Source organism: Streptomyces bluensis, assembly GCF_014650715.1.
In the GTDB taxonomy this organism is placed as follows: Bacteria; Actinomycetota; Actinomycetes; order Streptomycetales; family Streptomycetaceae; genus Streptomyces; species Streptomyces bluensis.
On sequence record NZ_BMVM01000004.1, the window covers coordinates 199,159 to 224,870 of the forward strand.

Annotated in this window: 23 protein-coding genes; 6 read left to right on the forward strand and 17 right to left on the reverse strand. The window is 71.8% G+C overall.

Annotated features, from left to right (window positions below; all coding sequences use genetic code 11):
* Positions 1 to 169: 169 nt before the first annotated feature.
* The 7 genes from cobT to IE262_RS13665 form a co-directional block, all read right to left on the reverse strand.
* Positions 170 to 4,354, reverse strand: coding sequence for a nicotinate-nucleotide--dimethylbenzimidazole phosphoribosyltransferase (gene cobT, locus IE262_RS13635; RefSeq protein WP_189873779.1), 4,185 nt, complete (start codon positions 4,352 to 4,354; stop codon positions 170 to 172).
* A 393-nt stretch (positions 4,355 to 4,747) separates the two neighbouring features.
* Positions 4,748 to 5,965, reverse strand: a complete 1,218-nt coding sequence (gene cbiE / locus IE262_RS13640) for a precorrin-6y C5,15-methyltransferase (decarboxylating) subunit CbiE (RefSeq protein WP_189873781.1) — start codon at positions 5,963 to 5,965, stop codon at positions 4,748 to 4,750.
* A 267-nt stretch (positions 5,966 to 6,232) separates the two neighbouring features.
* Positions 6,233 to 6,868, reverse strand: coding sequence for a GNAT family N-acetyltransferase (locus IE262_RS13645; protein ID WP_134039126.1), 636 nt, complete (start codon positions 6,866 to 6,868; stop codon positions 6,233 to 6,235).
* 129 nt (positions 6,869 to 6,997) lie between these two features.
* Positions 6,998 to 7,840 (reverse strand): MetQ/NlpA family ABC transporter substrate-binding protein, encoded by an 843-nt coding sequence (locus tag IE262_RS13650; RefSeq protein WP_189873783.1) that lies wholly within the window; start codon positions 7,838 to 7,840, stop codon positions 6,998 to 7,000.
* Between the two features lie 28 nt (positions 7,841 to 7,868).
* Positions 7,869 to 8,699, reverse strand: a complete 831-nt coding sequence (locus IE262_RS13655; RefSeq protein ID WP_134039128.1) for a MetQ/NlpA family ABC transporter substrate-binding protein — start codon at positions 8,697 to 8,699, stop codon at positions 7,869 to 7,871.
* 39 nt (positions 8,700 to 8,738) lie between these two features.
* Positions 8,739 to 9,476 carry a methionine ABC transporter permease gene (locus IE262_RS13660; RefSeq protein WP_189873785.1) on the reverse strand — a complete coding sequence of 246 codons (738 nt, stop codon included), beginning with the start codon at positions 9,474 to 9,476 and terminating at the stop codon, positions 8,739 to 8,741.
* Positions 9,473 to 10,516, reverse strand: a complete 1,044-nt coding sequence (locus IE262_RS13665; RefSeq protein WP_134039130.1) for a methionine ABC transporter ATP-binding protein — start codon at positions 10,514 to 10,516, stop codon at positions 9,473 to 9,475. Before IE262_RS13665 ends, IE262_RS13660 begins: the two co-directional genes overlap by 4 nt.
* 486 nt (positions 10,517 to 11,002) lie before the next feature.
* On the opposite strand from IE262_RS13665, the gene IE262_RS13670 reads away from it, so the two are divergent.
* The gene (locus IE262_RS13670) at positions 11,003 to 11,362 is read left to right on the forward strand and encodes a hypothetical protein (protein ID WP_134039131.1); all 360 of its coding nucleotides are present in this window, start codon (positions 11,003 to 11,005) and stop codon (positions 11,360 to 11,362) included.
* Positions 11,343 to 11,786 carry a hypothetical protein gene (locus IE262_RS13675; RefSeq protein WP_189873787.1) on the forward strand — a complete coding sequence of 148 codons (444 nt, stop codon included), beginning with the start codon at positions 11,343 to 11,345 and terminating at the stop codon, positions 11,784 to 11,786. Before IE262_RS13670 ends, IE262_RS13675 begins: the two co-directional genes overlap by 20 nt.
* A gap of 11 nt (positions 11,787 to 11,797) precedes the next feature.
* Here the strand turns inward: IE262_RS13675 and IE262_RS13680 are convergent, their stop codons facing one another.
* From IE262_RS13680 to IE262_RS13690, 3 genes are all read right to left on the reverse strand, one after another.
* A complete protein-coding gene (locus IE262_RS13680) occupies positions 11,798 to 12,301 on the reverse strand; it encodes a GNAT family N-acetyltransferase (protein WP_134039133.1) in 504 nt (167 codons plus the stop codon).
* 44 nt (positions 12,302 to 12,345) lie between these two features.
* Positions 12,346 to 12,858 carry a sigma-70 family RNA polymerase sigma factor gene (locus tag IE262_RS13685; RefSeq protein ID WP_189873789.1) on the reverse strand — a complete coding sequence of 171 codons (513 nt, stop codon included), beginning with the start codon at positions 12,856 to 12,858 and terminating at the stop codon, positions 12,346 to 12,348.
* A gap of 73 nt (positions 12,859 to 12,931) precedes the next feature.
* Positions 12,932 to 14,101: a glycerophosphodiester phosphodiesterase gene (locus IE262_RS13690; protein WP_189873791.1), complete on the reverse strand. Its 1,170-nt coding sequence runs from the start codon at positions 14,099 to 14,101 to the stop codon at positions 12,932 to 12,934.
* A gap of 375 nt (positions 14,102 to 14,476) precedes the next feature.
* On the opposite strand from IE262_RS13690, the gene IE262_RS13695 reads away from it, so the two are divergent.
* Positions 14,477 to 15,151, forward strand: a complete 675-nt coding sequence (locus tag IE262_RS13695) for a lysophospholipid acyltransferase family protein (RefSeq protein WP_189873793.1) — start codon at positions 14,477 to 14,479, stop codon at positions 15,149 to 15,151.
* 139 nt (positions 15,152 to 15,290) lie between these two features.
* Here IE262_RS13695 and IE262_RS13700 read toward each other — a convergent pair whose 3' ends face one another.
* From IE262_RS13700 to argH, 4 genes are all read right to left on the reverse strand, one after another.
* The gene (locus IE262_RS13700; RefSeq protein WP_189873795.1) at positions 15,291 to 16,823 is read right to left on the reverse strand and encodes an MFS transporter; all 1,533 of its coding nucleotides are present in this window, start codon (positions 16,821 to 16,823) and stop codon (positions 15,291 to 15,293) included.
* A complete protein-coding gene (locus IE262_RS13705) occupies positions 16,820 to 17,371 on the reverse strand; it encodes a TetR/AcrR family transcriptional regulator (RefSeq protein WP_229877248.1) in 552 nt (183 codons plus the stop codon). Before IE262_RS13705 ends, IE262_RS13700 begins: the two co-directional genes overlap by 4 nt.
* Positions 17,372 to 17,466: 95 nt before the next feature.
* Entirely contained in the window at positions 17,467 to 18,438 is a 972-nt protein-coding gene (locus tag IE262_RS13710; RefSeq protein ID WP_134039139.1) for an aldo/keto reductase, read from the reverse strand.
* A gap of 145 nt (positions 18,439 to 18,583) precedes the next feature.
* Positions 18,584 to 20,017: an argininosuccinate lyase gene (gene argH, locus IE262_RS13715; RefSeq protein WP_189873799.1), complete on the reverse strand. Its 1,434-nt coding sequence runs from the start codon at positions 20,015 to 20,017 to the stop codon at positions 18,584 to 18,586.
* Between the two features lie 422 nt (positions 20,018 to 20,439).
* Here argH and IE262_RS13720 point away from each other — a divergent pair, with 422 nt between their 5' ends.
* The 3 genes from IE262_RS13720 (at position 20,440) to IE262_RS13730 (ending at position 22,840) form a co-directional block, all read left to right on the forward strand.
* The gene (locus tag IE262_RS13720) at positions 20,440 to 21,402 is read left to right on the forward strand and encodes a hypothetical protein (RefSeq protein ID WP_189873801.1); all 963 of its coding nucleotides are present in this window, start codon (positions 20,440 to 20,442) and stop codon (positions 21,400 to 21,402) included.
* A gap of 148 nt (positions 21,403 to 21,550) precedes the next feature.
* On the forward strand, positions 21,551 to 22,138 hold the full coding sequence (locus tag IE262_RS13725; protein WP_134039142.1) for a pyridoxamine 5'-phosphate oxidase family protein: 588 nt from the start codon (positions 21,551 to 21,553) through the stop codon (positions 22,136 to 22,138).
* 3 nt (positions 22,139 to 22,141) lie between these two features.
* The gene (locus IE262_RS13730; protein WP_189873803.1) at positions 22,142 to 22,840 is read left to right on the forward strand and encodes a L,D-transpeptidase family protein; all 699 of its coding nucleotides are present in this window, start codon (positions 22,142 to 22,144) and stop codon (positions 22,838 to 22,840) included.
* Here IE262_RS13730 and IE262_RS13735 read toward each other — a convergent pair whose 3' ends face one another.
* The 3 genes from IE262_RS13735 to IE262_RS13745 form a co-directional block, all read right to left on the reverse strand.
* The gene (locus IE262_RS13735; RefSeq protein WP_134039144.1) at positions 22,841 to 23,236 is read right to left on the reverse strand and encodes a VOC family protein; all 396 of its coding nucleotides are present in this window, start codon (positions 23,234 to 23,236) and stop codon (positions 22,841 to 22,843) included.
* A gap of 143 nt (positions 23,237 to 23,379) precedes the next feature.
* On the reverse strand, positions 23,380 to 24,840 hold the full coding sequence (locus IE262_RS13740; protein WP_189873805.1) for a HAMP domain-containing sensor histidine kinase: 1,461 nt from the start codon (positions 24,838 to 24,840) through the stop codon (positions 23,380 to 23,382).
* 8 nt (positions 24,841 to 24,848) lie between these two features.
* Positions 24,849 to 25,586, reverse strand: a complete 738-nt coding sequence (locus IE262_RS13745) for a response regulator transcription factor (RefSeq protein ID WP_134039146.1) — start codon at positions 25,584 to 25,586, stop codon at positions 24,849 to 24,851.
* Between the last annotated feature and the right edge of the window lie 126 nt (positions 25,587 to 25,712).

Below are 25,712 nucleotides of genomic sequence, written 5' to 3' on the forward strand. Positions count from 1 at the left end.
GATACGGCTCCCTGCGGGGCTCTTGCGGTGGGGCGCTGCGTCTCTGGAGCGCCCCTGACGTGCGGATTTTATGCGCTGGGGCAGGTGGGTGGCCGGGGTGGGGAGGGGCGGGGCAGGGTTTCCCTCCCCAGGCCCTCTTCAGAAGGGCCCTGGCGCCGGCCCGCCCCGCCTACTTCTCCGTCACTCCCGCCGAGTCGAACGTCGCCACCTCGTGCATCGCCCGTGCCGTGCTCTGGACCATCGGGAGGGCGAGGAGGGCGCCCGTGCCCTCGCCGAGGCGGAGGTCGAGGTCGACCAGGGGGCGCAGGCCCAGTTTCTTCAGGGCCGCCACGTGGCCGGGTTCGGCGCTGCGGTGGCCGGCGATGCAGGCGGCCAGGACCTCGGGGGCGATGGCGCGGGCCACGAGGGCGGCGGCGCCCGCGCTGACGCCGTCGAGGATCACCGGCGTACGGAGGGACGCGCCGCCCAGGAGCAGGCCCACCAACGCCGCGTGCTCCAGGCCTCCGAAGGCCGCGAGGACGCCGATGGGGTCGGCCGGGTCGGGCTGGTGGAGTTCGATGGCGCGGCGGACCACCTCGGTCTTGCGGGCGAGGGTCTCGTCGTTGATGCCCGTGCCCCGGCCGGTGACCTCGGAGGGGTCGGTGTCCGTGAAGACCGCGATCAGGGCGGCGGACGCCGTGGTGTTCGCGATGCCCATCTCGCCCGTGAGCAGTGCCTTGTTGCCCGCCGCCACCAGGTCGCGGGCCGTCTCGATGCCGACCTCGATCGCCTGCTTGACCTCCTCGCGGGTCAGCGCGGGGCCGGCCGTCATGTCGGCGGTGCCCGCGCGGACCTTGCGCGGCAGGAGACCGGGGGTTGCCGGGAGTTCGCAGGCCACGCCGACGTCCACGACGCAGACCTCGGCGCCCACCTGGCCGGCGAAGGCGTTGCAGACCGCTCCCCCGCCCAGGAAGTTGGCCACCATCTGGGCGGTCACCTCCTGCGGCCAGGGGGTGACTCCCTGGGCGTGCACCCCGTGGTCGCCCGCGAAGATCGCGACGGCCGCGGGCTCCGGGATCGGCGGCGGGCACTGGCGGGACAGGCCGGACAGCTGCGCCGAGATGATCTCCAGCATGCCGAGCGCGCCCGCGGGCTTCGTCATGCGCTTCTGCCGCTCCCACGCCTCACCGAGCGCCTTGGCGTCCAGCGGGCGGATACCGGCGACCGTCTCGGCGAGCAGGTCGTGCGGCTCCTCGCCGGGCAGGGCGCGGCGGCCGTACGTCTCCTCGTGGACGACCCAGGACAGCGGGCGGCGCTTGGACCAGCCCGCCTGCAACAGCTCGGGCTCCTCCGGGAACTCGTCGACGTACCCGACGCACAGGTACGCCACGACCTCCAGGTGCTCGGGCAGGCCCAGGGCGCGCACCATCTCGCGCTCGTCGAAGAAGCTGACCCAGCCGACGCCGAGGCCCTCGGCGCGGGCGGCGAGCCACAGGTTCTCGACCGCGAGTGCGGAGGAATACGGGGCCATCTGGGGCTGCGTGTGGCGGCCCAGGGTGTGGCGGCCGCCGCGGGTCGGGTCGGCGGTGACAACGATGTTCACCGGGGTGTCGAGGATGGCCTCGATCTTCAGTTCCTTGAACTGCTTCGCCCGGCCCTTGGGCAGCGACTTCGCGTAGGCCTCGCGCTGCCGCTCGGCCAGTTCGTGCATCGTGCGGCGCGTCTCGGCCGAGCGGATGACGACGAAGTCCCAGGGCTGCGAGTGGCCGACGGACGGCGCCGTGTGGGCCGCCTCCAGGACGCGCAGCAGTACGTCGTGCGGGATCGGGTCGTCGCGGAAGCCGTTGCGGATGTCGCGGCGCTCGCGCATCACGCGCAGGACAGCCTCGCGTTCGGCGTCCTCGTAGCCGGGCGCGGCGGGGCCCTTGGGCTCCCCCGCCTCGTCCATGGCGGCCGTGCTCTCCTCCTGGTCGGCGGCCCTGGTGTCCAGGTCCTCCGCGCGCTGGACGACATCCGGCTCCGTGTCGGTCGCGGGCTGCACCGGAGCGGGAGGCTCCGCACCGGGTGCCTCGGGTTCGACGGCCGCCTGGGCGTGGGCCGTTGCGAGGGCAGCCTCGGGTTCGCGGGGGGCGGGGACCGTGACGATCGGGGCCTCGTCCGGTTCCGGGGCGGCGGGAGGAGCCGCGTCCGGGGCCGGGGCGGCGGCGAGTGTCTCGTCCGCGGCCGTGGGCTGTGCCGCCGCCGGAGGCGCGGGCTCGGTCTCGCCCTCGGGCTCGGACCTGGCGTCGGGCTCCGGATCGGTCGAGGTCTGCGGTTCCGGCTCGGTCGAGGCGGGGGGTTCCGGCTCGGTCGCGGGAAGCACCTCCTCCGCGACTGCCGCGGGGGGTTCGGTTGCTGCGGGCGGCTCCTCGGCCGTCACGGGTGCCGTGGGCTCTGCGGGGGCCGTGGCGTCCTCAGGTGACGGTGTGTCGGGCTCGGACGCGACCGGGGGCTGGGCGGTCTCCGGCAGCTGGGTGCCCTCCGGTACCTGGACGACGTCGGGGGCCTCGTCCTGCGCGGGCGCGGGCTCGGCCTGCTCGTCGACCGCTGCCTGGGCCTCCGTCTCCGGAGCCTGCGCGGGCTGTTCCTCAGGGGCGGGCGCCGTGCCCTCGACGGGGGCCAACTGCCCGCTGGGCGGCGCCTGGTCCACGGCCTGCTGCTCAGCCGCCTCGGCCTGCGCGGTCACTTCGTCCGGCACCGCGTGAAGCGGCTCGGAGGCGGTGGGCTCGGCCAAGGACGCCTGTTCCTCGGCGGGGACGGACTCCTGGACGGGCAGAGGCTGTTGAGCGGGCGCTGTGTCCTGGACGGGCTGCTCCGTCGCGACGGACCCGGGCAGCGGCTCCTCCGGAGCGGGCACGGCCTCGGCGTCGGGCAACTGCGGGGCCTCTGCCGGGGGCACGGTCTCAGCCTCCGGCACGCTCTCCACCTGCGGCGCGGCCTCCGCCCGGGGGGTCTCCGCCTGCGGGGTCTCCGCGTGAGCCCCGGGGTCCACGGGCCGGTCGGCCGCGTCCTGGGAGTCCGCGTCCGGAACCTGGGACGCGGAGTCCGGGATATGGGCGTCCTGCATGACGAGCTGGGGGCCCTGTTCAGCGAGCTGCGACTGTGACGCGCTCGGGGTGCCCGCCACCTCTGGCTCCGTCGCCTCCTCCCCAGGCGTCGCCTGGGCCTCAGGCGCCTCCTGCGCCGGCTGCGGGTCAGGCACCGGCTGGGGCGCCACCACCTGCTCCGGTACGACCGCCGGGTCCGGGACAACGGCAGGCTGGTCTTCGGCGACGGCAGGCTGGTCCTCGATGGAGGGCTGCTGCCCCTGCGGGGTCTGCGGCTGCTCCGGGACGACCGCGACCGGCTCCGGCTCCGCCGGCTGCTCGGCCGGCACCTGCGCCGGCGTCCCGGCGGCCGGAGCCGCACCGTCAAGCACCTCGGGGGCCTCGGCCACCGGGACCGCGCTCGGGTCGGGGGCCGAGGGATCCAGGGAGCCGTCCAGCGCGTGCAGGACCTCGGGGTTCTGTACGGCCTCGGGGGCCTGGGGCGAGAGCACCTCCCCCCTCACGGCGGGGGCGGGCGCCGCTGCCGGCACCGTGGGCGTACCGGCCGTCTGCCCGTTTTCCGGGACGACCGTTTCTGCAGCCGCACCCTCCGCGGGCACGGCACCACCGGCCGCGTTCCCGACAGGCGCCGCGGCAGACGGCACCGTATCCACGCCTGCTGAAGCCTGCGGAAATCCGGTGGCCAGCGAGGACGTCACCGGTACGGCCACCCAGGGCGACGCGGCCCGAGGTGCGGCCTCCGTGTGCTGCGGCGTGTCCAGGTACTCCGGACCCGTCGCGGGCGACCCGGCCTGGCGGACCGCGCCGGGCGGGACCGGGGCACCGGCGGGGCCGCGGTCGGCGAGGGAGCGGACGGGGCTGGCGGAGCCGCCCGGGGTCGGCGGGCCGAGGTGCAGCGGGCGGCGGGCCACCGGCGACTGCGGCACGGGCGTGGCGACCGGCGCGCGACGGGGGCCCGACGCCGTCGCGGCGGCGGGCGTTTCGGGCGTCTCGGGTGCGACGGAGCTCGGACCGGGAGCGCGGACGGCGCTCACGTCGACGGCACCGGTGTCCCGGCCGTCCGTCTCGTGCGGGCCCGGCTCGTGGACGCCCTGGACGACGGGCTCCGAGGCCGGTGGCGGCGTCTCGTGGCCCCACGCGCCCTGCGCGCCCGGCAGCAGCAGCTCATCGTCCACGGCGGCGGTCCCGGAGAGGTAGGTGTACGCACCCGGCGCGTGGACGCCCGGCTGCTCCACCATGCCTGCGTTCTCCGGCAGCCCCTCGGCCGGGACCTGGCCGGTGTCGGTCATGCGTAACCCCTCGCCCATCCGTTAGTGCTCTTCGCCAGCTGGCTCGGAACGGCGCACCGACCGCCCCACAGTGGAGAACGAGCGTGCGTGCCCAGCGGCACGAGACGATCCGCCCGCAAGTCGACAAAGCCATTCCATGGCATTGTCGCGGTCGCCCCGCCGTCACGGCAGCTTGATCCGCGACGGCCCGCTGTGGCCTGCGCCACGTTGCGCGCCCTCCGGTTCCGCCATACCACGACCCGCCCCAAAACGGGCGCGCTTTCCGGACATTGAGCTACGAAGCACCTGCTGCCCGAGTGCAGTACAACGATCCGCCAGCCTACCTCGCCGGTATGACAACAGGATCACTGGGAACGTCCGGACGGCCACCTGTTCGCCGCCCGACGCCACCCCTCAGCGAAGGGTTTCGCGCCGCGCGAGTTCCCCTGTGAGCAGGAACGCAACGCTCCGTTCCTTCTCCGCCCAGGCCCGCGTGTCGAGTTCGACGGACTGCAGGAGGGCGCACTGGACCTCGTAGCCGTGCTCGGTGAGGTCCCTGCCGATGAGTTCGGCGGCGTCGCGGGTGGCCGCGTGCGTGACGATGCGCTGCGGGCGGCGGTCGGCGACGGCGGAGACCACACGCGCGCCGCCGCCACCGACGCGGACGACATCGGGTTCGGGGAGGTTTTCCAGAACGTGCGGCGCGGTGCCGTGCACCACCTGGAGTTGGACGCCGAAGCGCCGTGCCGCGAGGGTCGTGCGGCCGCAGGCGTAGGGGGTGCGGTCGACGGCGATGACGGCGGCGCCACAGCGCGCGGCCTCGGTCGCGAAAGCGCCGCTGCCGCAGCCGATGTCCCACACGAGGTCGCCCACGCGCGGTCCGAGGCGGGCGAGTTGGGCCGCGCGCAGCAGGTCGGTCTCACCCTCGCCCAGGTCGCCGCCGTACTCCTCGGCGGGCAGCGCCCAGCCGCGCGGTCCGGCAGCGGGGTCGCGTCCGGCGATCCAGCCGCCGCCCTCGGCGGCGGTGACCGGGCCGCCGATGACGATGACGACGTTGGGGTCGCGCCAGGTGTGGTCGGCCGCCTTGTCGGAGGTCAGGATGGTGACGCGTTCGCGTTCGGTGCCGAGTTCCTCGCAGATGACGAAGGTTCGGGGGGTTCCGTCGAGGAGAAGGCCGAGTTCGGCGGGTCCCGCACCGGGCGAGGTGAGGACGGCGACCTTGGTGTGGGCTCGGCATACGTTCACCGCGCGGCGCAGGGTGCGGCGGTGTGCCACGACCACCTGTGCGTCGTCCCATGGCATCCCCGCGCGCGCGAAGGCTGCGGCGACGGACGAGACGGCGGGGACGACTTCGACCTCCAGGCCGTACTCGGGCGCCCGCAGGGTGCGGACGACTCCGAAGAAGCCGGGGTCCCCGTCGGCGAGGACGACGGCGGTGCCGCGGTGGCCGGCGATGCGGCGGGCGGCGAGGGCGACGCTGCCGAGGCGGATGCGCTCGGCGCGCGGGGGCACTTCGGAGAGCGCCAGGTGGTGGGCCGCGCCGGCCACGAGCGTGGCGGCGCTGAGGGCGGAGCGCGCCGCGGCGGTCAGCGGCGAGCCGTCCCAGCCGATCACCGTGACCCGGTCGGCCATCGTCGTCAGTCTCCAGGGTTCGCGCAGGTCCTCAGGGGCAGCCCGGACAACGGGCTCCGTGAGGGTACCTGGTCGGGTCCGGGGGCGCCGCGCCGGTGGTACGGCACGGGGGCCGGGACTGCCGTGGCCGCCGTACGTCGTCGAGCCGGGGAGTGGCCGTGGAGTACCGGAGGGGCCTGGGCCGGGAGAGCCCGAGGGCGTCGCGCTGGTGGTGGCGCGTGGGCCGTCGTCGTGCCGTGGCGGGCGGATGCCCAGGGCGTCGAGTGGTCAGTTCCAGTTCGAGTAGGAGGTGAAGCCGCCGGAGTCGGCCAGTGCCTCGCTGACGCCTTCGAGGTCCTCGGGGAGGAGGCTCCAGACGATGAAGTCGGTGCGGATCTCGGCCCAGCCCGCCTCGGTGCGGGTGCGCGCTATGCACGCGTTGCGCAGGACGCCCTCGCTGATGCAGCCGATCTTCTGGGCGACCTGCTGGGAGGCGGTGTTGTCGGCGGCCGTACGGAGCTCGATGCGCTCGAACTTCTGGTCCCGGAACAGCCATCGGGCGGTGGCGAGCGCCGCTTCGGAGGCGTAGCCCTCGCCCCGCGCCCAGGGAGCGATGACGTACTGGAGTTCGGTTGACCGTACGTGCCAGTTGGTCTTGGCGAGCTGGATGACGCCGACCAGACGCTGGGTCAGGAACTCGGTGACGGCGAGGTCGAGTCCGCGGCCACCGGTGCGTTCGCCGGGTGCGTACTCGGTGATCCAGGTGCGGGCGCCGTCCTCGGTGAAGGGCTGGGGGACGTCCGTCCAGGCCATGACCTGCTCGTCGTTCATCATCTCGGCCAGGGCGGGGACGTCGTCCTCGTCGAAGGGGCGCAGCACCAACCGCTCCGTGCTGATGGAGATGTCGGGGAAGGTGGTAGTCATGCGCCGCTCCGTAACCTTCGGAAACCTTCGGGCCTGCTGAACTGCCCAGCATGCAGCATGAGAGCACGGAACCGCACGCGCGGGGTCCACACCTGGTGAGGAGCGGACCCCGTGCGGTGACGTACTGCGTCAGCCGGAGACCACGGGCAGGACGGAGCCCTGGTACTTGTCCTCGATGAACTTCCTCACGTCGGCGGAGGTGAGGAGTCGCGCGAGCTTCTCGACCCGGGGGTCGTCCTCGTTGCCGCGCTTGACCGCGAGGAGGTTCGCATAGGGGTTGTCCTTCGCGGACTCCAGGAGGATCGCGTCCTTGGTGGGGCTGAGGCCCGCGTCCTGGGCGTAGTTGTTGTTGATGACCGCGGCGGCCACGTCGTCGAGCGAGCGCGGCAGCTGGGCGGGCTCCAGCTCCTTGAACTTCAGGCCCTTGGGGTTGGCCCCGATGTCCGCGGGGGACGCGTCCGTGCCGGCGCCCTCCTTGAGGGTGATGACGCCCTTGGAGGCGAGAAGCTTGAGGGCGCGGCCCTCGTTGGTGGTGTCGTTGGGCACGGCGACGGTGGCTCCGTCGGCGAGCTTCGTGACGTCGGTGATCTTCTTGGAGTACACGCCCATGGGCGGCAGATACGCCTTGACCACCGGGACCAGGTCGGTTCCCTTGGACTGGTTGAAGTCGTCCAGGTAGGGCTCGTTCTGGTACAGGTTCGCGTCGAGCGAGCCCTCCTGGAGCGCGGTGTTCGGCAGGACGTAGTCGGTGAACTCCTTGATCTCCAGGTCGAGGCCCGCCTTCTGCGCCAGGTTGTCCTTGATGTAGGTCAGGACCTCTCCGGCCGGGACGGCGGTGGCGCCGACGACGAGGGTGCCGCCTTCGGCACCACCTCTCGTGCCGGACTCCGCGTCAGGGCCGGAGCCGCAGGCGGTCAGGCCGAGTGCGAGGCTCACCGCGGCGGCCGCCGCGGTGAGGAGCGGCTTGCGCATGTCTTCAGTACCCCTGTCGGGCTCGGGCTCAGAACGACGGGAGGACCGAACCGGCGTACTTGTCCTCGATGAACTTCTTCACCTCGGGGGAGGTGAGGAGCTTCGCGAGCTTCGTGACGCGCGGGTCCTTCTCGTTGCCCTCCTTGACGGCGAGGAAGTTGCCGTAGGGGTTGTTCTTCGGGGACTCCAGGACGAGGGCGTCCTCGGCGGGCTTGAGGTCCGCCTCGATGGCGTAGTTGCCGTTGACCACGGCGGCGTCCACGTCGTCCAGGGAGCGCGGGGTCTGGGCCGCCTCCAGCTCCTTGAACTTGAGGTTCTTGGGGTTCTCGGAAATGTCCGCGGGGGTCGCCGAGTTGCCCGCGCCGTCCTTGAGGGTGATGAGACCGTTCGCGGCGAGCAGCTTCAGGGCGCGCGCCTCGTTGACGGTGTCGTTCGGGACGGCGATGGTCGCGCCGCTCTTGAGGGCGTCGGCCTTCTCGATCTTGTTGGAGTAGAGGCCGAGGGGCTCCAGGTGGACCGTGACGACGGGCACGATGTGGGTGCCGTTCTTCTTGTTGAAGTCGTCGAGGTACGGCTGGTTCTGGAAGTAGTTGGCGCCGACGGAGCCGTCCTCCGTCGCCGTGTTCGGCGTCACGTAGTCCGTGAACTCCTTGACCTCCAGGTCGAGGCCCGCCTTCTTCGCCAGGTTGTCTCTGACGTAGCTGAGGATCTCGGCGTGCGGGGTGGGGCTCGCCGCGACGATCAGCGGGCCGCTGGTGTCGGAGGAGGCGGAGTCCTTGTCCGCGCCGCAGGCGGTGAGCCCGAGAGTGAGGGCTCCGGCAGCGAGGACGGCGGTGGTGAGCTTGGCGGTGTTACGCACGAAAAGTGCCTTTCCTTTTGGGTGGTACGACTGGGGCGTTCAGGCGGCCTTGCCGGTGTCCGCGGTCGCGGGCTCCTTGACCTTCAGCAGGCGCAGCTTCGGGGCGGGGCCCGAGCGCCCACTGCGCCGGTGCAGCCCACGGGCCGCGTAGTCGCCGGCGAACTGGATGAGCGAGATGACGACGGCGAGGATCGCCACGGTGATCCACATCAGCTCGGTCTCGAAGCGCTGGTAGCCGTAGCGGATGGCGATGTCACCGAGGCCGCCCGCGCCGACCGTGCCCGCCATCGCCGAGTAACCGATGAGGGCGACGATCGTGGTGGTGGTGCTGGCGATCAGCGAGGGCAGGGACTCCGGTACGAGGACCTTGCGGACGATCGTCCAGGTGTTGCCTCCCATGGCCTGCACGGCTTCGACAAGCCCGTGGTCCACTTCGCGGACAGCCGTCTCGACGAGGCGTGCGAAGAAGGGGATCGCCCCGATGGCGAGCGGCACGATGGCGGCCTCACGGCCGATGGTCGTCCCCGTGATCCAGCGTGTGAACGTCATCAGCGCGACCATCAGGATGATGAACGGCATCGAGCGGGCCACGTTCACGACCTGCCCGATGACCTTGTTGACGACGACGTTCTGGAGGAGTTCACCGCGGTCGGTGAGCACGAGCAGCACGCCGAGCGGGAGACCGCCGACGACCGCGATGAGGGTGGACCAGCCGACCATGTAGAGGGTGTCCCAACAGGCCTGCTCCAGCAGCGGCTGCATCTGAGACCAGGTCATTCGGCGGCACCTTTCTTCACCAGTGCGGGCTCCTGTGCGCGGCCCAGGACGTCGATCTGGAGGCCCTGTTCACGCAGGAAGCCGATCGGTACGACGTTGTCCTCGTAGCGCCCGGGCAGTTCGACGCGCATACGGCCGATCTGCTTGCCGGCGACGGTGTCGATGGCCGCGCCGAGAATCGAGATGTCGATGTTGTAGGTACGCGCGAGCTGCGAGACCACGGGCTGAGTGGCCGCCTCGCCGTGGAAGGTGACGTCGATGACGGTGCTGTCGTCCCCGGAGGTGTTCCCGCCGACCGGGAAGAGGGCGGCGGCCAACTCGGAGCCCGGCGTTGCGAGGAGTTCGCTGACGGTGCCGGACTCGACGATGCGGCCCTGCTCCATGAGGGCCGCCGAGTCGCAGACCGATTTGACGACGTCCATCTCGTGCGTGATGAGCAGGACGGTCAGGCCCAGCTGCTGGTTCAGGTCGCGCAGCAGGTGGAGGATGGATCGGGTGGTCTCCGGGTCGAGGGCGCTGGTCGCCTCGTCCGAGAGGAGCACCTTCGGGTCGCCGGCGAGGGCGCGGGCGATGCCGACGCGCTGCTTCTGGCCGCCGGAGAGCTGGGCCGGGTACGCCTTGGCGTGGTCGGCGAGGCCGACGAGGTCGAGGAGTTCGAGCGCCTTGCGGGAACGTTCCTTCCCCGACCTTCCGAGGATTTCCAGCGGCAGCTCGACGTTGTCCTGGACGGTGCGCGAGGACAGCAGGTTGAAGTGCTGGAAGACCATGCCGATCCGGCTGCGCGCCGCGCGGAGTTCCCGGCCGGCACGCGGGCCGCGCCCGGCCAGGGCCGTGAGGTCCCGCCCGGCGACGGTCACGGTCCCGGCGGTGGGCCGTTCCAGCAGGTTGACGCAGCGGATCAGCGAGGACTTGCCGGCGCCCGACTGGCCGATGACGCCGTACACCTCGCCTTCCCGGACGTGCAGGTCGACGCCGTCGAGGGCGGTGACCTCACGGCCGCGCGAGCGGTAGACCTTGGTGAGGCCTGATGTGGTGATCACTGGGGGTTTCCATCACTGTCGAGTGCGCGGGCGTGGGTGTGCCCGGGCACGGAATGGGGTGAGGTGCGGGAGCGGCTCTACGTCACATACGGCGAACGGCGCACAGCGCACGGACATGCCGCAGCGGCTCGCTTCGGGGCGCGAGACTCAGGAGTGGTGCGGGGGCCCTCTAGAAGGCGCACATTCGACACAGACAACGAGCACCGGGCGTCAGGGTCGCCTCGGTCGCAGGGATGCGGCAGCTCGTCGTGGTCATGCGGTCAGTAAACCAGACCCATGGTCCTGACATGGCACCCCTTGTCCGCATGGTGGACAGCGATGGACAGGGTGATCCGGGCCATCGTCCCTGGTCCGCGGGTCGGAGGGCTGTGTGGGGGCCCGACGGGTTGTGGTCAACGCCACGACGGTCACGCCGGTGGCGGACCCTGCGGCGGGGAGGCCGGGGGCGAGGGCGTGAGGGCTTTTGGCCCGTAATAGGGTCACGGCATGCTTGATGCCCTGACGGTGGCGACCGCCATTGCCGCGCTGCTGCTCGCCGCCTGGTGCGGCTGGGCCGCGTACCGCGACCAGCCGACCAAGGACTGGCACTTCATCGGGATGGCCGTGGTGTCGGTGCTGGCCCTGGCGCAGCTGGCGGTCGGGGTCGTGCAACTGGCGCGCGGCCAGAAGCCGGACCAGGGCACCACGATCTTCGTGGCGTACCTGCTCGGGGCACTGGCCTGCGTTCCGGTGGCCGGTTTCATGTCACTCGCCGAACGCACCCGCTGGGGCAGTGTGACCGTCGCGGCCGGCGGTGTGGTGCTCGCCGTGCTCCAGGTGCGGCTCTATGACATCTGGGGAGGCTGAGATGGCGACCGCCGAGGATGCCGGGGAGCGAACCCGGCGAACGCGGCTCATCAAGGGGCCGGGCATGCTGCTGGTCTGGCTGTACGGCGTGATGGTCGTCGGTGCGGTGTCGCGCTCCGCGGTGCAGATCTCCACGGAGTTCGCGCACGCGCCGCTCGCCTACTCGCTCTCGGCCGTTGCCGGACTCGTGTACGGGTTCATCACGTACTCGCTGGTGCGGGGCGGGGAGACCGCCCGCAAGGCGGCACTCGTGTGCTGCGCCGCCGAGCTGTTGGGCGTGCTGGTCGTGGGGACGTGGACGCTGGTGGAGCCGTCCGCGTTCCCGGACGCGACCGTGTGGTCGGACTACGGGATGGGGTACTTGTTCATTCCCGTACTGCTGCCGCTTTCCGCCATGTACTGGTTGAGGAAGGGTTCGCGGTAGGGGGCGCTGCCTTACGCTGTCGCCGCGTACGTCCCCGCGGGTGCCGCCTTCTCCAGGACGATCATCGGGATACCGTCCTTGCCCTCCGACGTGCCCACCGTCTCGTACCCCACCCGCCGGTACAGCCGCAGGTTTCCCTCGCTGCGGTGGCCCGTGTGGAGGCGGAACCTGGTGGCGCCGCGCTCCTCGGCGAGGGCCGATTCCGCCGCGCGGAGGAGCCGGGCGCCTATCCCGTGGCCCTGGAGGCGCGGGTGGACGCAGAGCTTGCCGATGGACGCGGCGCCGTCCTCGTCGATGCCGCCGTGGACGGAGCCGACCACCTCCTCACCCAGCCGGGCCACGAACACACAGTCAGCGGCGACCGCTTCGCGGACCGAGTCGAGGGGCTGGACGAGCGGCTCGATGCGGTAGTTGCCGTACAGCGCGGCCTCGCCCTGGAAGCACAGGTACTGCAACCTGAAGATCTGCTCGGCATCCTGCTCGGTCGCCACGGAGATGGTCACGCTCATGCCCATGTGTGCACGCCTCCCGCTCACCTGTCGCCTGTTGTCCCTCACTCCTATCCCCGCAGTTCGCGGGCCGCAACCTCCGCGGTGAGCAAACGACGCAGACATCCCAGACATCTGGATCGTTCCGGCCCAAGGCTCCCCTGTGAGATACCCAACTCACCCGCGATCTCACGGTACGTGAGGTCCTGGGGAGACAGGAGTGCCGCGAGCAGCCGGGGACAGCGTCCGGGCAGCCGGCGGACCGCCGCATGAAGGGCACGGCGGCGGGCGGCGTCGAGGGCCAGTTGCTCGGGGCCGTGGTCACGGTCGTCGGCGGGCTCGTCGCACCCGTCGTACCGCCGCTCCCTCCGGGTCGTACGGCGGGTGCGGCGTACCTCGGAGCGGACGGCCCGGCGCAGCCACTCCGGTGGGTCCGCGGGTGGCCCCTGCGCGTCGAGGCGCTCCAGGAGGCGGAGCCAGACCGCCTGTTCCAGGTCGCCCGGCTCGGCTCCGGAGGCGTGCGCCTCGGCCGAGGCCTCGGCGGTGAGCAGCGGGCGCAGGGCGGCAACCAGGTCGTGTGTCACAACCGGCACGACGACGGCCGCCCGGGCCAGGGTTGCCCGGGCGGCCGTCCGTCACCCCAACGGGGCCTGCCGCTCAGCCGTTGACGAAGTCCTCGCGGGCCAGCACACCGGTGTCCGGGTTGTCGGTGAAGACGCCGTCGATGCCCGTGGCGAAGTACGCCTTGAAGGCGCCGAAGGCGTCGCCGTAGGCGTCCGCGCCCGTTCCCTTGCGGAAGTTCGCCGGGAGGAACGGGTTCTCGTTGCGCATCGTGTACGGGTGCAGCACCAGGCCCACCTTGTGGGCGTCGGCGACGAGCGTGGTGGGCGTGCCGAGGTTGCCGCTCGCGTCCTTCGGGATGATCAGGTCGAGCGTCGGGCCGATGCCCTGGGCGTAACCGGCGATCTCCCGCAGGCCCTGCGGCTTGATCAGGTCGGCGACCGTGCGCGGGTCACCCGTCTCGACGAAGTCCCAGGGGCGGGTGCCCGCGCCGGAGAGCAGGACGACGAGCGGGTTGTCGACGAGCTTGTTCAGGCGCTGGATGCTCGTCGGCTCGAAGGACTGCAGGATGACCGGCGAGTTCCGCCTGTCCTTGCCGTACCTGCGCAGCAGCTTGGCGACCCGCTCCTCCGTGCCCAGGCCGAGAGCCCGGAAGTAGGTGGGGTGCTTGAGCTCGGGGTAGATCCAGACCTGCTTGCCGCGCTTACGGGTCTGCTCGTCCTGCCACTTCAGGATCTCTTCGAAGGTGGGGATCTCCCAGCGGCCGTTGTAGAGGGTGCTGTGCGGACGGTTGGCCGGGATGCGTTCGATGGCGCGCAGCGTCTTCAGTTCGGCGAGCGTGAAGTCCTCGGTGAACCAGCCGGTGGTGGAGACGCCGTCCAGCATCTTGGTGGTCTTGCGGCCGGCGAACTCGGGGCGGCTCGCGACGTCCGTGGTGCCGCCGATCTCCGGCTCGTGGCGGCAGACGAGGTGACCGTCCTTGGTGGGCACCAGGTCGCCGGCCTCGACGATGTCGGCGCCCATGTCGAGGGCGAGCTGGTAGGAGCCGAGCGTGTGCTCGGGCCGGTAGCCGCTGGCCCCGCGGTGGCCGATGATCGTCGGCACGGGCAGGCTCTTCAGCCCGCCGCCCGTCTGCCGGGCGTCGGCGGCTCCCGCCGTGCCGGCCAGCCCGAGCACCGCTCCGCCCGCACCGAGCACCGCGGCCCCGAGCAGCGCCCGTCGCCCCGTCCCCCGGTCCTGCTGCTCGTACGACTCCTGCGTCCCCATCACGGCACTCCTTCACAAGACGCCCTGCACCTGTCAAAGCGGGACGATCGTAGGTGGCGTGAGGTGACGTACGGGAGACCCGGGGCGGAACACACGGATGACGCTGGATGTCGTCCGGACGCCTTGTGGGACAGGTGAGTTGACGCCCCGCCGGATTGGGCGGGGCGGCCGGGGGGACCCGGAGGAGAACGGCGCGCGATGTCCGTCACACGAACGGCCCCGCCGCAGAAACGCTCATCGGGGCTCAACCGCAGGTAAAACTACGTCAACAGTACGTATCCAGTCCGTGAACCCGATGTGCAAGAGCCAGGGAACCGCGAGTATCGTCCTCACCTGCACAGACTCCTATCGAACCCCTTGACACCGGAGGGCCCGTTGTCCCGCTTCGCGCTCATCAAGGCAGTGCTCGGACCGATCATGCGCCTGATGTTCCGCCCACGGGTGGAGGGTGCGCAGCACATCCCGGGGGACGGTCCGGTGATCCTCGCCGGCAACCACCTCACGTTCATCGACTCGATGATCCTTCCGCTGGTGTGCCACCGGCAGGTGTTCTTCATCGGCAAGGACGAGTACGTCACCGGCAAGGGGTTCAAGGGCCGGCTGATGGCCTGGTTCTTCACCGGCGTCGGCATGATCCCCGTCGACCGCGACGGCGGCCGGGGCGGGGTCGCCGCGCTGATGACCGGGCGACGTGTGCTGGAGGACGGCCGGATGTTCGGCATCTACCCGGAGGGCACGCGCTCTCCCGACGGGCGCCTGTACCGCGGTCGTACGGGGATCGCTCGCCTCACGCTGATGACCGGTGCGCCGGTGGTGCCGTTCGCGATGATCGGCACGGACAAGATCCAGCCGGGGGGTGCGGGGCTGCCGCGGCCGCGGCGGGTCACGGTGCGGTTCGGTGAGGCGATGGAGTTCTCGCGGTACGAGGGGATGGACCGCGACCGGTATGTGTTGCGTGCGGTGACCGACTCCGTGATGGCCGAGGTCATGCGGCTGTCCGGGCAGGAGTACGTGGACATGTATGCGACGAAGGCCAAGGAAGCGGCCTGACGCTCCGCTGGACGGGGGCGGGGCTGCGGGTCGTGGGCCGGCTGCGGGTCCGTTGTGGCCGGTCGCGCCCACGCGGCGGAGCCGCACAGTGTCACAGCCCCGCGCCCCTTCAGGGGCGCCCCCCCGGCACCGTAGTCTCTCAGCGGTGCTCGGCCCCGTCCTCCAGGCGTTGCCCGCGCAGCAGGTACCAGGCCGCCACCGACGCTGCCAGCAGCACCGCCGCGCCGCTGCCCGCCGCGAGGGCGAGCCCGTCGACGAAGGCCTCGCGGGCCGCCGACATGAGCGCGTGCGCGCTGTCCGCGGGCAGGGCCGACGCCACCTCGACGGCACCGCCGAGGGACTCGTGCGCTGCGGCCGGGGTGCCCGGCGGAGCCGGGAAGCCCCGGTACACACCGGTGACGATCGAGCCGAGCACGGCGATGCCCAGGGCCGCGCCCAGCTCGTACGCGGTCTCCGACACCGCGGACGCGGCGCCCGCCTGCTCCTTGGGCACGCTGGAGAGAATCACGTCGGCGGTCACGGTGAACGAGAAGCCCGCCCCGAGGCCGACCACCAGCAGCGCGGTACCGATCAGCGGGTAGCCGGTGGTCCGGTCGAGGAGGGTGAGCGCGGCGAGCGCCAGCCCGACCGCCGCGAGTCCGCCCGCGACCACGGACCGTACGGAGAACCTCCGGGCGCACGAGCCCGCGACCAGTCCGGCCACCACCGCGCCGACGGCGGCGGGCAGTTCGGCGAGTCCTGCCTCGGAGGGGCGCATGCCCTGGACGAGTTGCAGGTACTGCGACAGGAAGAACACCAGCCCCGACAGGCCGAGGACGCTCAGCAGATCGGCGAGCACGGCTCCGGAGAACCCGCGGTTGCCGAACAGCCGCATGTCCAGCAGCGGTGCGGGCAGCGCGAGTTGGCGCCGCACGAACCAGTAGAGGGTGCCCGCGCCGAGCGCGGCGGCGCCCATGGCGTCCGGTGACAGGCCGTGGGTCGCGAGCTCCTTCACCGCGTAGACGACGCCGATCATGCCGACGAGCGACAGCGCGACGCCGGCCAGGTCCCAGGGGCCGGGAGCCGGATCGCGTGACTCGGGCAGCAGCCTGATCCCGACGACGACGAGAACGGCCATCACCGGCAGGTTGATCAGGAAGACCGAGCCCCACCAGAAGTGTTCGAGCAGGAGGCCGCCGACGACCGGGCCGACCGCCGCGCCGGCGGAGGCCGTGGCACCCCAGACGCCGACAGCGAGGCTGCGTTCGCGGGGATCCTGGAAGAGGTTGCGGATCAGGGCGAGCGTGGCGGGCATCAGGGTCGCGCCCGCGACACCGAGCAGCGCCCGCGCCAGGATCATCAACTCCGGTGTTGTCGCGTAGGCGTTGAGCACGGATACCGCGCCGAAGGCCGTGGCGCCGATCAGCAGCAGCCTCTTGCGGCCGATGCGGTCACCGAGGCTGCCCATGGAGACGAGCAGGCCCGCGATCACGAACGAGTAGACGTCGCCGATCCACAGCAGCTGGGTGCCCGAGGGCTTGAGGTCCTCGCTGATGTACGGCGTGGCGAGACCGAGGACGGTCGCGTCGACGGCCACGAGCAGCACGGCGAGCACGAGGACGCCGAGCGCGAGCCAGCGGCCCGGACGCTTCACCACCTCGGTCGTGGCCGCCGCCCGCAGGGCGCTGGTCATGGTTCCTCTCTCCGTAGTGCGCCGCCGAGCATCAGCTCGACGATCATGAACTGGAAGTCCTTGGTGGCCACCCGGCCGTCGAGTACGGCCCAGGCGCCAGAGGCGATGAGCCCGTACAGCGCCTCGGTGAGCCAGGCGGGGGTGAGGTCGATGCGGAACTCTCCGCTGTCCTGGCCGCGCCGGAACAGCGCGGCGATCCGGGCGTCGAGCCGGGCCCAGCCCTCGTTCTGGCTCTCGCCCTCGAACAGCTGGTTCTCGCCGTAGAGGAAGGCGAGCAGCCCGGCGGCGGGTTCGAGCTCCCGGACCAGGCGCCGTACGGCGTCGCCCGCCGGCCCCTCGTCGAGACGGGCCGCGTCCAGGGCGGACTCGCACTCCTCGATGCCGAGCGACTCCAGCGCCCGGACCAGGGCGTCGCGCCCGGCGAAGTGGCGGTGCAGCGTGGCCCGGCTGATCCCGGCCGCCTTGGCGACCTCGTCCATGGTGGCGGTGGATTTCCGGGTCAGCAGGGCGGCGGCACTGCGCAGCACATGATCACGATCGAGGGCCATGAGACAACCATAACCCATGTGAGACATTCACGTCTCACCACGGGCATGGACGTCTCATGGCATGGGCGTCTCATGGCTCTTCGGGTGGGTCGGCCTCAGTGCCAGGGCAGGTGCCCGCGCCGCTCCCAGTACACGGCCGGTTCCTCGGTGAGTGCGGCGAGGCGGGCCAGCTGGTCGTCGTCGAGGTCGACGACGGCGGCGTGCAGGTTGGAGGCGAGCTGGACGGTGGTCGCGGCGCCGGACAGCACGACACCCGCCCACGGCTGGCGCAGCACAAGGGCGAGGGCGACCGCGTCGGCGCCGAGTCCGGCCTGTTCGGCGACGGCCGTGACCGCCTCGGGGGCGTGCGGTCCGGCGAGGCGCCCGTTGGCCAGCCCCTCCTTGACGATCACGGTGAGCCCGGCCTCGTGCGCCTCGGCGAGCGCCGGGGCGGCCGAGGTCTCCAGGGCGTTGTACGTGGACTGCACGGTGCGGAAGAGGGGCGCGCCGTCGACGGTCACGGCGAGCGCGGCGCGGATCGCCTCGGCCTGGGCGGGTCCGCTGGTGGAGAAGCCGACGGTGGTGCCCTGCGCCGCGGCCTCGGCCAGCCTGGCGTGGAGCTCCTTGTCGGTGAGGGCCGGGCTGTCCGGGGTCACCGAGTGGATCTGGTAGAGGTCGAGCCGGTCGCCGAGGAGTGCCGCGGTCTCGGCGCGCTGCCGCTCGTACGTCTGGACGCTGTGGTCCTTGACCTCGTGCTTCTCCGCGTCGGTGCGCCAGTTCGCGGTGTACGTGTAGCCCCACTTGCTGCCGATCACGACGTCGTCGACGTCGGGGCGGGCCGTCAGCCAGCCGGCGAGGAACTCCTCCGCGCGGCCGTAGGAGCGGGCCACGTCGAAGTAGCGGACGCCCTGGGCGTAGGCGGCGTCGAGGAGTTCGTGGCTGCGGGCGCGCAGTGCGTCGACGGTGCGTTCGGCGGGGAGGTCCTCCTCCCGGCCGAGGTTGATGTAGCCGGGGCGGCCGACGGCGGCCAGACCCAGGCCGATGTGGGCGGTGGGAGTGGTCGCTGAGGCGAGTCGGGCGAAGGGCATCGCGGCTCCGTTTCGGTCGGCTCCTTGCGGCTCATGACCAAACGTAACCGCGATCCCCCACTTCACACGTGCGTGTGGTCCGTCTCCCGCTCCCCACGCACCGCTTCCGTCACTTCTTCCGCCTCTACCGCTTCTTCTCCTTCTCTTATTTCTTCGCCTTGGCCGTGGCCCAGGCGTGCTGCGCCGCCACGTCCGCCCTGACCTCGGCGAGCTGGACGGCGACCGCGCTGGGGGCCGTACCGCCGCGTCCGCTGCGGGAGGCGAGCGCGCCCGGCACGTTGAGCACCGAGCGGACCTCGGGGGTCAGATGGGCGGAGATCTTCGCGAACTGCTCGTCGGTCAGCTCGTCCAGTTCCTTGCCCTCGGCCTCGGCGACCTTGACGCACTCCCCGGCGACCTCGTGCGCGACACGGAACGGCACGCCCTGCTTGACCAGCCACTCGGCGATGTCGGTGGCGAGGGAGAACCCGGCCGGGGCCAGCTCCTCCATGCGCTCGCGGTGGACGGTCAGCGTGGCCATCATGCCGGTGAACGCGGGGAGCAGCACCTCCAGCTGGTCGATGGAGTCGAAGACCGGCTCCTTGTCCTCCTGGAGGTCGCGGTTGTAGGCGAGGGGCAGGGCCTTGAGCGTCGCCATCAGACCCGTGAGGTTGCCGATGAGACGGCCGCTCTTGCCGCGGGCCAGCTCCGCGATGTCCGGGTTCTTCTTCTGCGGCATGATCGACGAGCCCGTCGAGAACGCGTCGTGCAGGGTCACGAAGGAGAACTCCTTCGTGTTCCAGATGATGACCTCCTCGGCGATCCGGGAGAGGTTCACGCCGATCATCGCGGTGATGAAGGCGAACTCGGCGACGAAGTCACGGGAGGCCGTGCCGTCGATGGAGTTGGCCGAACTGCCGTGCTCGAAGCCGAGGTCCTCGGCGACCGCCTCCGGGTCGAGCCCGAGGGAGGAGCCCGCGAGAGCACCCGAGCCGTACGGCGACACGGCCGTCCGCTCGTCCCACTGGCGCAGCCGCTCGGCGTCCCGGGACAGCGACTGGACGTGCGCCAGGACGTGATGGGCGAAGAGCACCGGCTGGGCGTGCTGGAGGTGGGTGCGGCCCGGCATCGCGACGTCCGGGTGGGCCTCGGCCAGGCCGACCAGGGCGTCCTGGAGCTCGGCGATCAGACCGCCGATGGTGCGGGCGTGGTCGCGCAGGTACATACGGAACAGGGTCGCGACCTGGTCGTTGCGGGACCGGCCGGCGCGCAGCTTGCCGCCGAGGTCGGGGCCGAGGCGCTCCAGCAGACCGCGCTCCAGGGCGGTGTGGACGTCCTCGTCGGCGATGGTGCCCACGAAGGAGCCGTCGGCGACATCCGCTTCGAGCTGGTCGAGGCCGGCGATCATCCGCGTCAGCTCGTCGTCCGTGAGCAGGCCCGCCTTGTGCAGCACGCGCGCGTGGGCACACGAACCGGCGATGTCGTACGGCGCGAGCCGCCAGTCGAAGTGGACGGAGGCGGACAGCCTGGCCAGGGCCTCGGCGGGACCGTCGGCGAAACGGCCGCCCCAGAGCCGGACGTCACCGCTGTTGCTGCTCACTTGCGTTGCTCCTCGGAGGGTGTGGATGTGCCGCCGCCTCCTCACGAGGTGAGTGAGGAGGCGGTTGTCAGGCTAGTGCGTGTGAAGTGCGGGAGGGCCCGGACTCGCCCCTGGCGTGATGACTATGCATGAGTATGCAGAGCTCTGCATGACTCGTCAATCCGGGATGCGTGGCGCGACGGCGGGCGCGGGCGGGTCTTCGGTCGCCGACCTGGGCATTCGTTCGCCTTCCGCGGCGCCGGACGCCGCCGGCCCCAAAGAAGTCGAAGGAAACTTCCGGAGCCGTTGAACGGTGGAATGCGCTTTCTCGTACCTCTCCCCGAACGCAGGCGCCGCGTTTGCAGACAAAGGATTCAGAGGACCGGGCCGTTCCGCCGACCGACGAACGGACCCCACCCCCCGACCCCGAGTGAGGCATCCGCATGTCCAGGGCTCTTCCGAAGTACCACAAGCGCCGCGTCTTCATGATCGGCGGCGCAGCCGCTGTGGTGTTGTCAGGGGCGGTGATCGCCGGGTCCGCCTTGGCCGGGGAGACATCCCAGAGCAACGGCAACGCGTCGACCAAGGCCTCGCCCGGCACGATCAGCTGCCCGGCGGTGGAGGGCTCCCTGCCGGAGATCCCCGCCTCCGCACAGGCCGAGGTCGACCGCAACCTCGCCCAGCTCGACACCCAGATCCAGGAAGCCAACCAGCGACTCGTCGACACCGTCGGCCAGGGCGGACCCAACTTCGTCCAGAACGCCATCCTCGGCCCCCTGGAGGACAAGCGCGTCGCCGCCCTCAACCGCATCGAGACCGCCATCGGCCGCGCCGCGGAGAAGCCCGAGGGCCTCGAAGCCCTCGCCGCCTGCACCCTCGACGCCGCCGGGGGCGCGGCGGCCGGCGAGGAGGCGGGGGCCGGCGGTGACGCCGCGGCCGAACCGGGCGGGGCGGCCGGCGGCAACGCAGCGGGGGAAGCGGGTGACGCCGGGAACGCCGGTGGTGCCGCGGACGCGGGTGACGCGGCTGGTGGCGGGGCCGCTGACGCGGGCGCGGGCGACGCAGCCGGAGGTGGCGCCGCAGACGCCGGCGACGCGGCGGGCGCTGGTGCCGCGGGCACGATCAGCTGCCCGGCGGTGGAGGGCTCCCTGCCGGAGATCCCCGCCTCCGCACAGGCCGAGGTCGACCGCAACCTCGCCCTCCTCGACACCCAGATCCAGGAAGCCAACCAGCGACTCGTCGACACCGTCGGCCAGGGCGGACCCAACTTCGTCCAGAACGCCATCCTCGGCCCCCTGGAGGACAAGCGCGTCGCCGCCCTGAACCGCATCGAGACCGCCATCGGCCGCGCCGCGGAGAAGCCCGAGGGCCTCGAAGCCCTCGCCGCCTGCGAGCTGAACCAGTAACAAGGCGGCCGTGGCCGCCCCGCGCGCCGGCCGGGGCGGCCACGGCGTGGTTCCGCCGGAATCACGCACGCGCGTCTGCCGACGGAACCGAACCACGGAACCTGAATTCGTTAGACAGTCGAAAGGTCTTCCCGGACAATCGTCTGACATGGGAAAGACCTATGAGCGCATCGACGGCCGCCTCCGCACGTTCATCGAGGCCCAGCCCCTCTTCTTCACGGCGACCGCTCCCCTCTCCGCCGACGGCACGGTCAACCTCTCCCCCAAGGGCCTCAAGGGCTCCTTCGCGGTGATCGACGAGCTGACCGTCGCCTACCTGGACTTCGCGGGCAGCAACGCCGAGACCATCGCCCATCTGCGCGAGAACGGCCGTATCACGCTCATGTGGTGCGCCTTCCAGGGCCCGCCGAACATCGTCCGCGTGCACGGCCGCGGCGAGCCCGTCTTCCGTGACGATCCGCGCTTCCCGGACCTGCTCGCGCACTTCCCGGACATCGACCCGACCCCGCACGGTCTGCGCGCGATCATCGTCGTACGGGCCGACCTCGTGCGCGACACCTGCGGGTACGCGGTGCCCTTCATGACGTACGACGAGGACCGCGACCTGCACGGCAAGCGCTTCGCACGGGAGGACGACGCCTCGCTGGGCGCCTACTTCGCCAAGAAGGAGCACATCGCGAGGAGCCTGGATGGCCTACCCGGGCTGCCCCTGCCGCTGCCTCCCTCTAGCGTCTGAGGCATGCGCCCTGCCGTAGCCGCCGCCGTCCTCGCCGCCACCTCCCTCCTGCTCGGTGCCGCGCCCCCGGACCGGGCGCCCCTCCCCGAGCGGATGGCCGACACCGGGGGCGGCACCCAGCTGATCACCGCCGAGGCCTCGGACACCTCGTCGACGACCGGCACGGTCACCTGGTGGGACCGGCGCGACGGCCGTTGGGTGGAGGCGGGCTCCGCCGCCGCGCGCTTCGGCGCCAAAGGGCTCACCGAGGGCGGCTCCCGCACGCAGGGGACGAACACGACGCCCACTGGGCTGTACGACCTCCCGTACGCCTTCGGGATCGAGGAGGCGCCCGACGGCACCACGGCCCCGTACCGCCGTGTCCGCCAGGACTCCTGGTGGTGCCAGGACAACGAGTCCCGCTCCTACAACCGCTGGACCGAGCCCCTCGCCGCCGACTGCCGCGCCACCGAGGCCGAGCACCTCGTCACCTACGGCACGCAGTACGCCTACGCCTACGTCATCGGCTTCAACTACGCCCAGCCGGTGCGGGAGCGCGGCGCCGGCATCTTCCTGCACGTCAACGGGCAGGGGCCGACGGCGGGTTGTGTCTCGGTGCCGCGGGACGCGATGCGGCGGATCCTCGCCTGGGCCGACCCGGGGCGGGGGCCGCACATCGCGATCGGCACGACGAGCGGGCCCACGGCGATCACCCGGTACTAGCTAGTCCTGCGGTGCGAGGGTACGCAGGACGTCGAACTCGTTGCCCTCGGGGTCGGCCATGACCACCCAGTTTCGGTCTGGACCCTGACCCACGTCCGTCTTGGTGGCGCCGAGGCCGAGCAACCTGCTCACCTCGTCCTCGGTGCTGCCATCGACAGGGCTGATGTCGAGATGAAGCCGGTTCTTGACCGTCTTGCCCTCGGGCACACGGATGAATACCAGGGTGGGCGGCATCTGGCGAGCCCGGACATCCTCGACGGTCGGCACCCAGGAGCCGATCTCGACCTTGCCCTCGCTCTGGTCGATCACTTGGAAGTCCAAGACCTCGCACCAGAAGGCCGCGAGCCTCTCCGGATCGTGGCAGTCGACGACCAACTCGGTGAACCTGCTTGTCATGCTTCTCCCCGATAGTGCGGACGGGGCTCAGCGTAGGTCGCCCGCCCGGCAGATCCGAGATCTTTTCGACCAGGGACATCAAACGGGCTCGATCCGAAAGGAAACCGCCCAGGCCCGTCCAAGTACCAGGCCCGTCCGCCGGGTCACTCCGTGCCGGCGGGCAGGCGTACCGTGAACGTCGTCGATCCCGGCCGGCTCTCCAGGGTGACGCCGCCCCCGTGAGCCTCCGCAACCGCCGCCACGATCGACAGGCCGAGGCCCGCACCGGCGCCGGAGCCCGCCGTACGGCGGCGGTCGGCGCGGGCGAAGCGTTCGAAGACACTGTGCCGGACCTCTTCGGGCACGCCCGGGCCGTCGTCGTGGACCTTCAGTACGGCCTCGGCGGCACCGGACTCCAGGGACACGGTCACCTTGGTGCCGGCGGGCGTGTGGGCACGCGCGTTGGCCAGCAGGTTGGCCAGTACCTGGTGGAGGCGGTGGGCGTCGCCCGGCACCGTGACGGGTTCCTCCGGCAGCTCCAGCGCCCAGCGGTGCCCCGGTCCCGCCGCCCGCGCGTCCGTGACCGCGTCGAGGACCAGGCGGGTGAGGTCCACGGGGTCCCGCTCCAGCGGCCGGCCCGCGTCCAGACGGGCCAGCAGCAGCAGGTCGTCGACCATCTCCCCCATACGTGCCGACTCGGCGGCGATGCGTTCGAGCGCGCGGGTGACCTTCGGGGGCACGGGGCCGGGGTGCAGCAGGGCGAGCTCGGCGTGCCCGCGCACCGACGCCACCGGGGTGCGCAGTTCATGGCTGGCGTCGGCGGCGAAGCTGCGCAGCCGCTCCTCACTCGCGTGGCGCTTGGTCAGGGCGTCCTCGACATGGCCGAGCATCCGGTTGAAGGCGGTGGCGACCCGCCCCACCTCGCCGTGCGGGTCGGCCTCGGGGGCCCGTGGGGGCAAGGCCACGTCGCCGCTGGCCAGGGGGAGTTCGCTGACCCGGGTCGCGGTCGCGGTGACACGCCCGAGCGGCCGCAGCGACCAGCGCACCCACAGGGCGCCCGCGAGCCCGGTGGTCGCGAGGGCGGCGCCGAAGACGACCGTGGCGACCAGTTCCAGGCGGCGGACGGCGGCGTCCACCGGTTCCAGGGGCAGCCCCGTGATCAGTACATCGCCGTCCGCGCCCTTGTCGGCGACGACCCGGTACTCGTTCAGGGACGACAGGTCGACGGTGTGGCCCCTGCCGTCGACCGGGACGGCGACGAGGGCCGCCTCGTCCTTCGCGGTCAGGGTGACGTCCAGGCCCCTGGTGGAGTCGCCGGGGCGCACCACCGCCGCGCTGGTGACCACGCCGTCGGCCAGCCGGGCACCGAACGTGCCCGTCGCCATTCTGCGGGTGTCTCCGTTCTCGTCGCCGTCGTGGTCGGTCCGGCGGGTCCGTTCGTTGTGCTCCAGGCTCTCCGGGAAGCGGACTCCGGCCGCACTGAGCTGCTGGTCGACACGGCCGGTGAGGAAGTGTTCCAGCTCGACCACGGCGGCGACCCCGACCGCGGCGCAACTGACGGTGAGGAGCACGACCAGTCCGGCGGTGAGCCGTGCCCGCAGTGTGCGGGGCCAGGGCAGCCGCACGCCCCGCTTCACCGGGCCACCGGTTTGAGCACGTACCCGGCACCCCGCACCGTGTGGATCATGGGCGGCCGGCCGGCGTCCACCTTCTTGCGCAGGTACGAGATGTACAGCTCCACGACGTGGGCCTGGCCGCCGAAGTCGTACGACCACACCCGGTCGAGGATCTGCGTCTTGCTGAGCACCCGCCGCGGGTTGCGCATCAGGAAGCGCAGCAGTTCGAACTCGGTCGGGGACAGCTCGATCAGCTCGCCGGACCGGGTCACCTCACGGGCCTCCTCGTCCATGGCGAGGTCACCGACGACCAGCCGGGGGCCCTCCTCCAGCTGCCGGGCCATGCCCGCGCGGCGCAGCAGTCCGCGAAGCCGGGCGACGACCTCCTCCAGGCTGAACGGTTTGGTCACATAGTCGTCGCCGCCCGCGGTGATGCCCGCGATACGGTCCTCGACGGCGTCCCGGGCGGTCAGGAAGAGCACGCAGACGTCCGGTCGCACCGCGTGCAGGGAGCGCAGCACGGCGAAGCCGTTGGTGTCCGGGAGCATCACGTCGAGGACGACGGCGTCGGGCAGCAGCTCGCGGGCCCCGGCGACGGCCGACGCGCCGTCGCGGGCGGTCCGCACCTCCCAGCCCTCGTAGCGCAGGGCGCCGGAGAGCACCTCGGCGAGGTCCGGGTCGTCGTCGACGACGAGGACGCGGACGGGCGTGCCGTCGGGGCGTGTGAGGGCCGGGCGGCCGGAGCGTGCGTTCATGGCGCCTTCCAGCATCACCCCTGCCGGGGGCGTTCCGCGACGCCGAACGCTCTGAGTTTCCTCTGAAGGCGCTGGTCGCGGCCTTCGCTCAGAGCCCGCTCAGAAGTTCGGACGGCACAGTGCCGG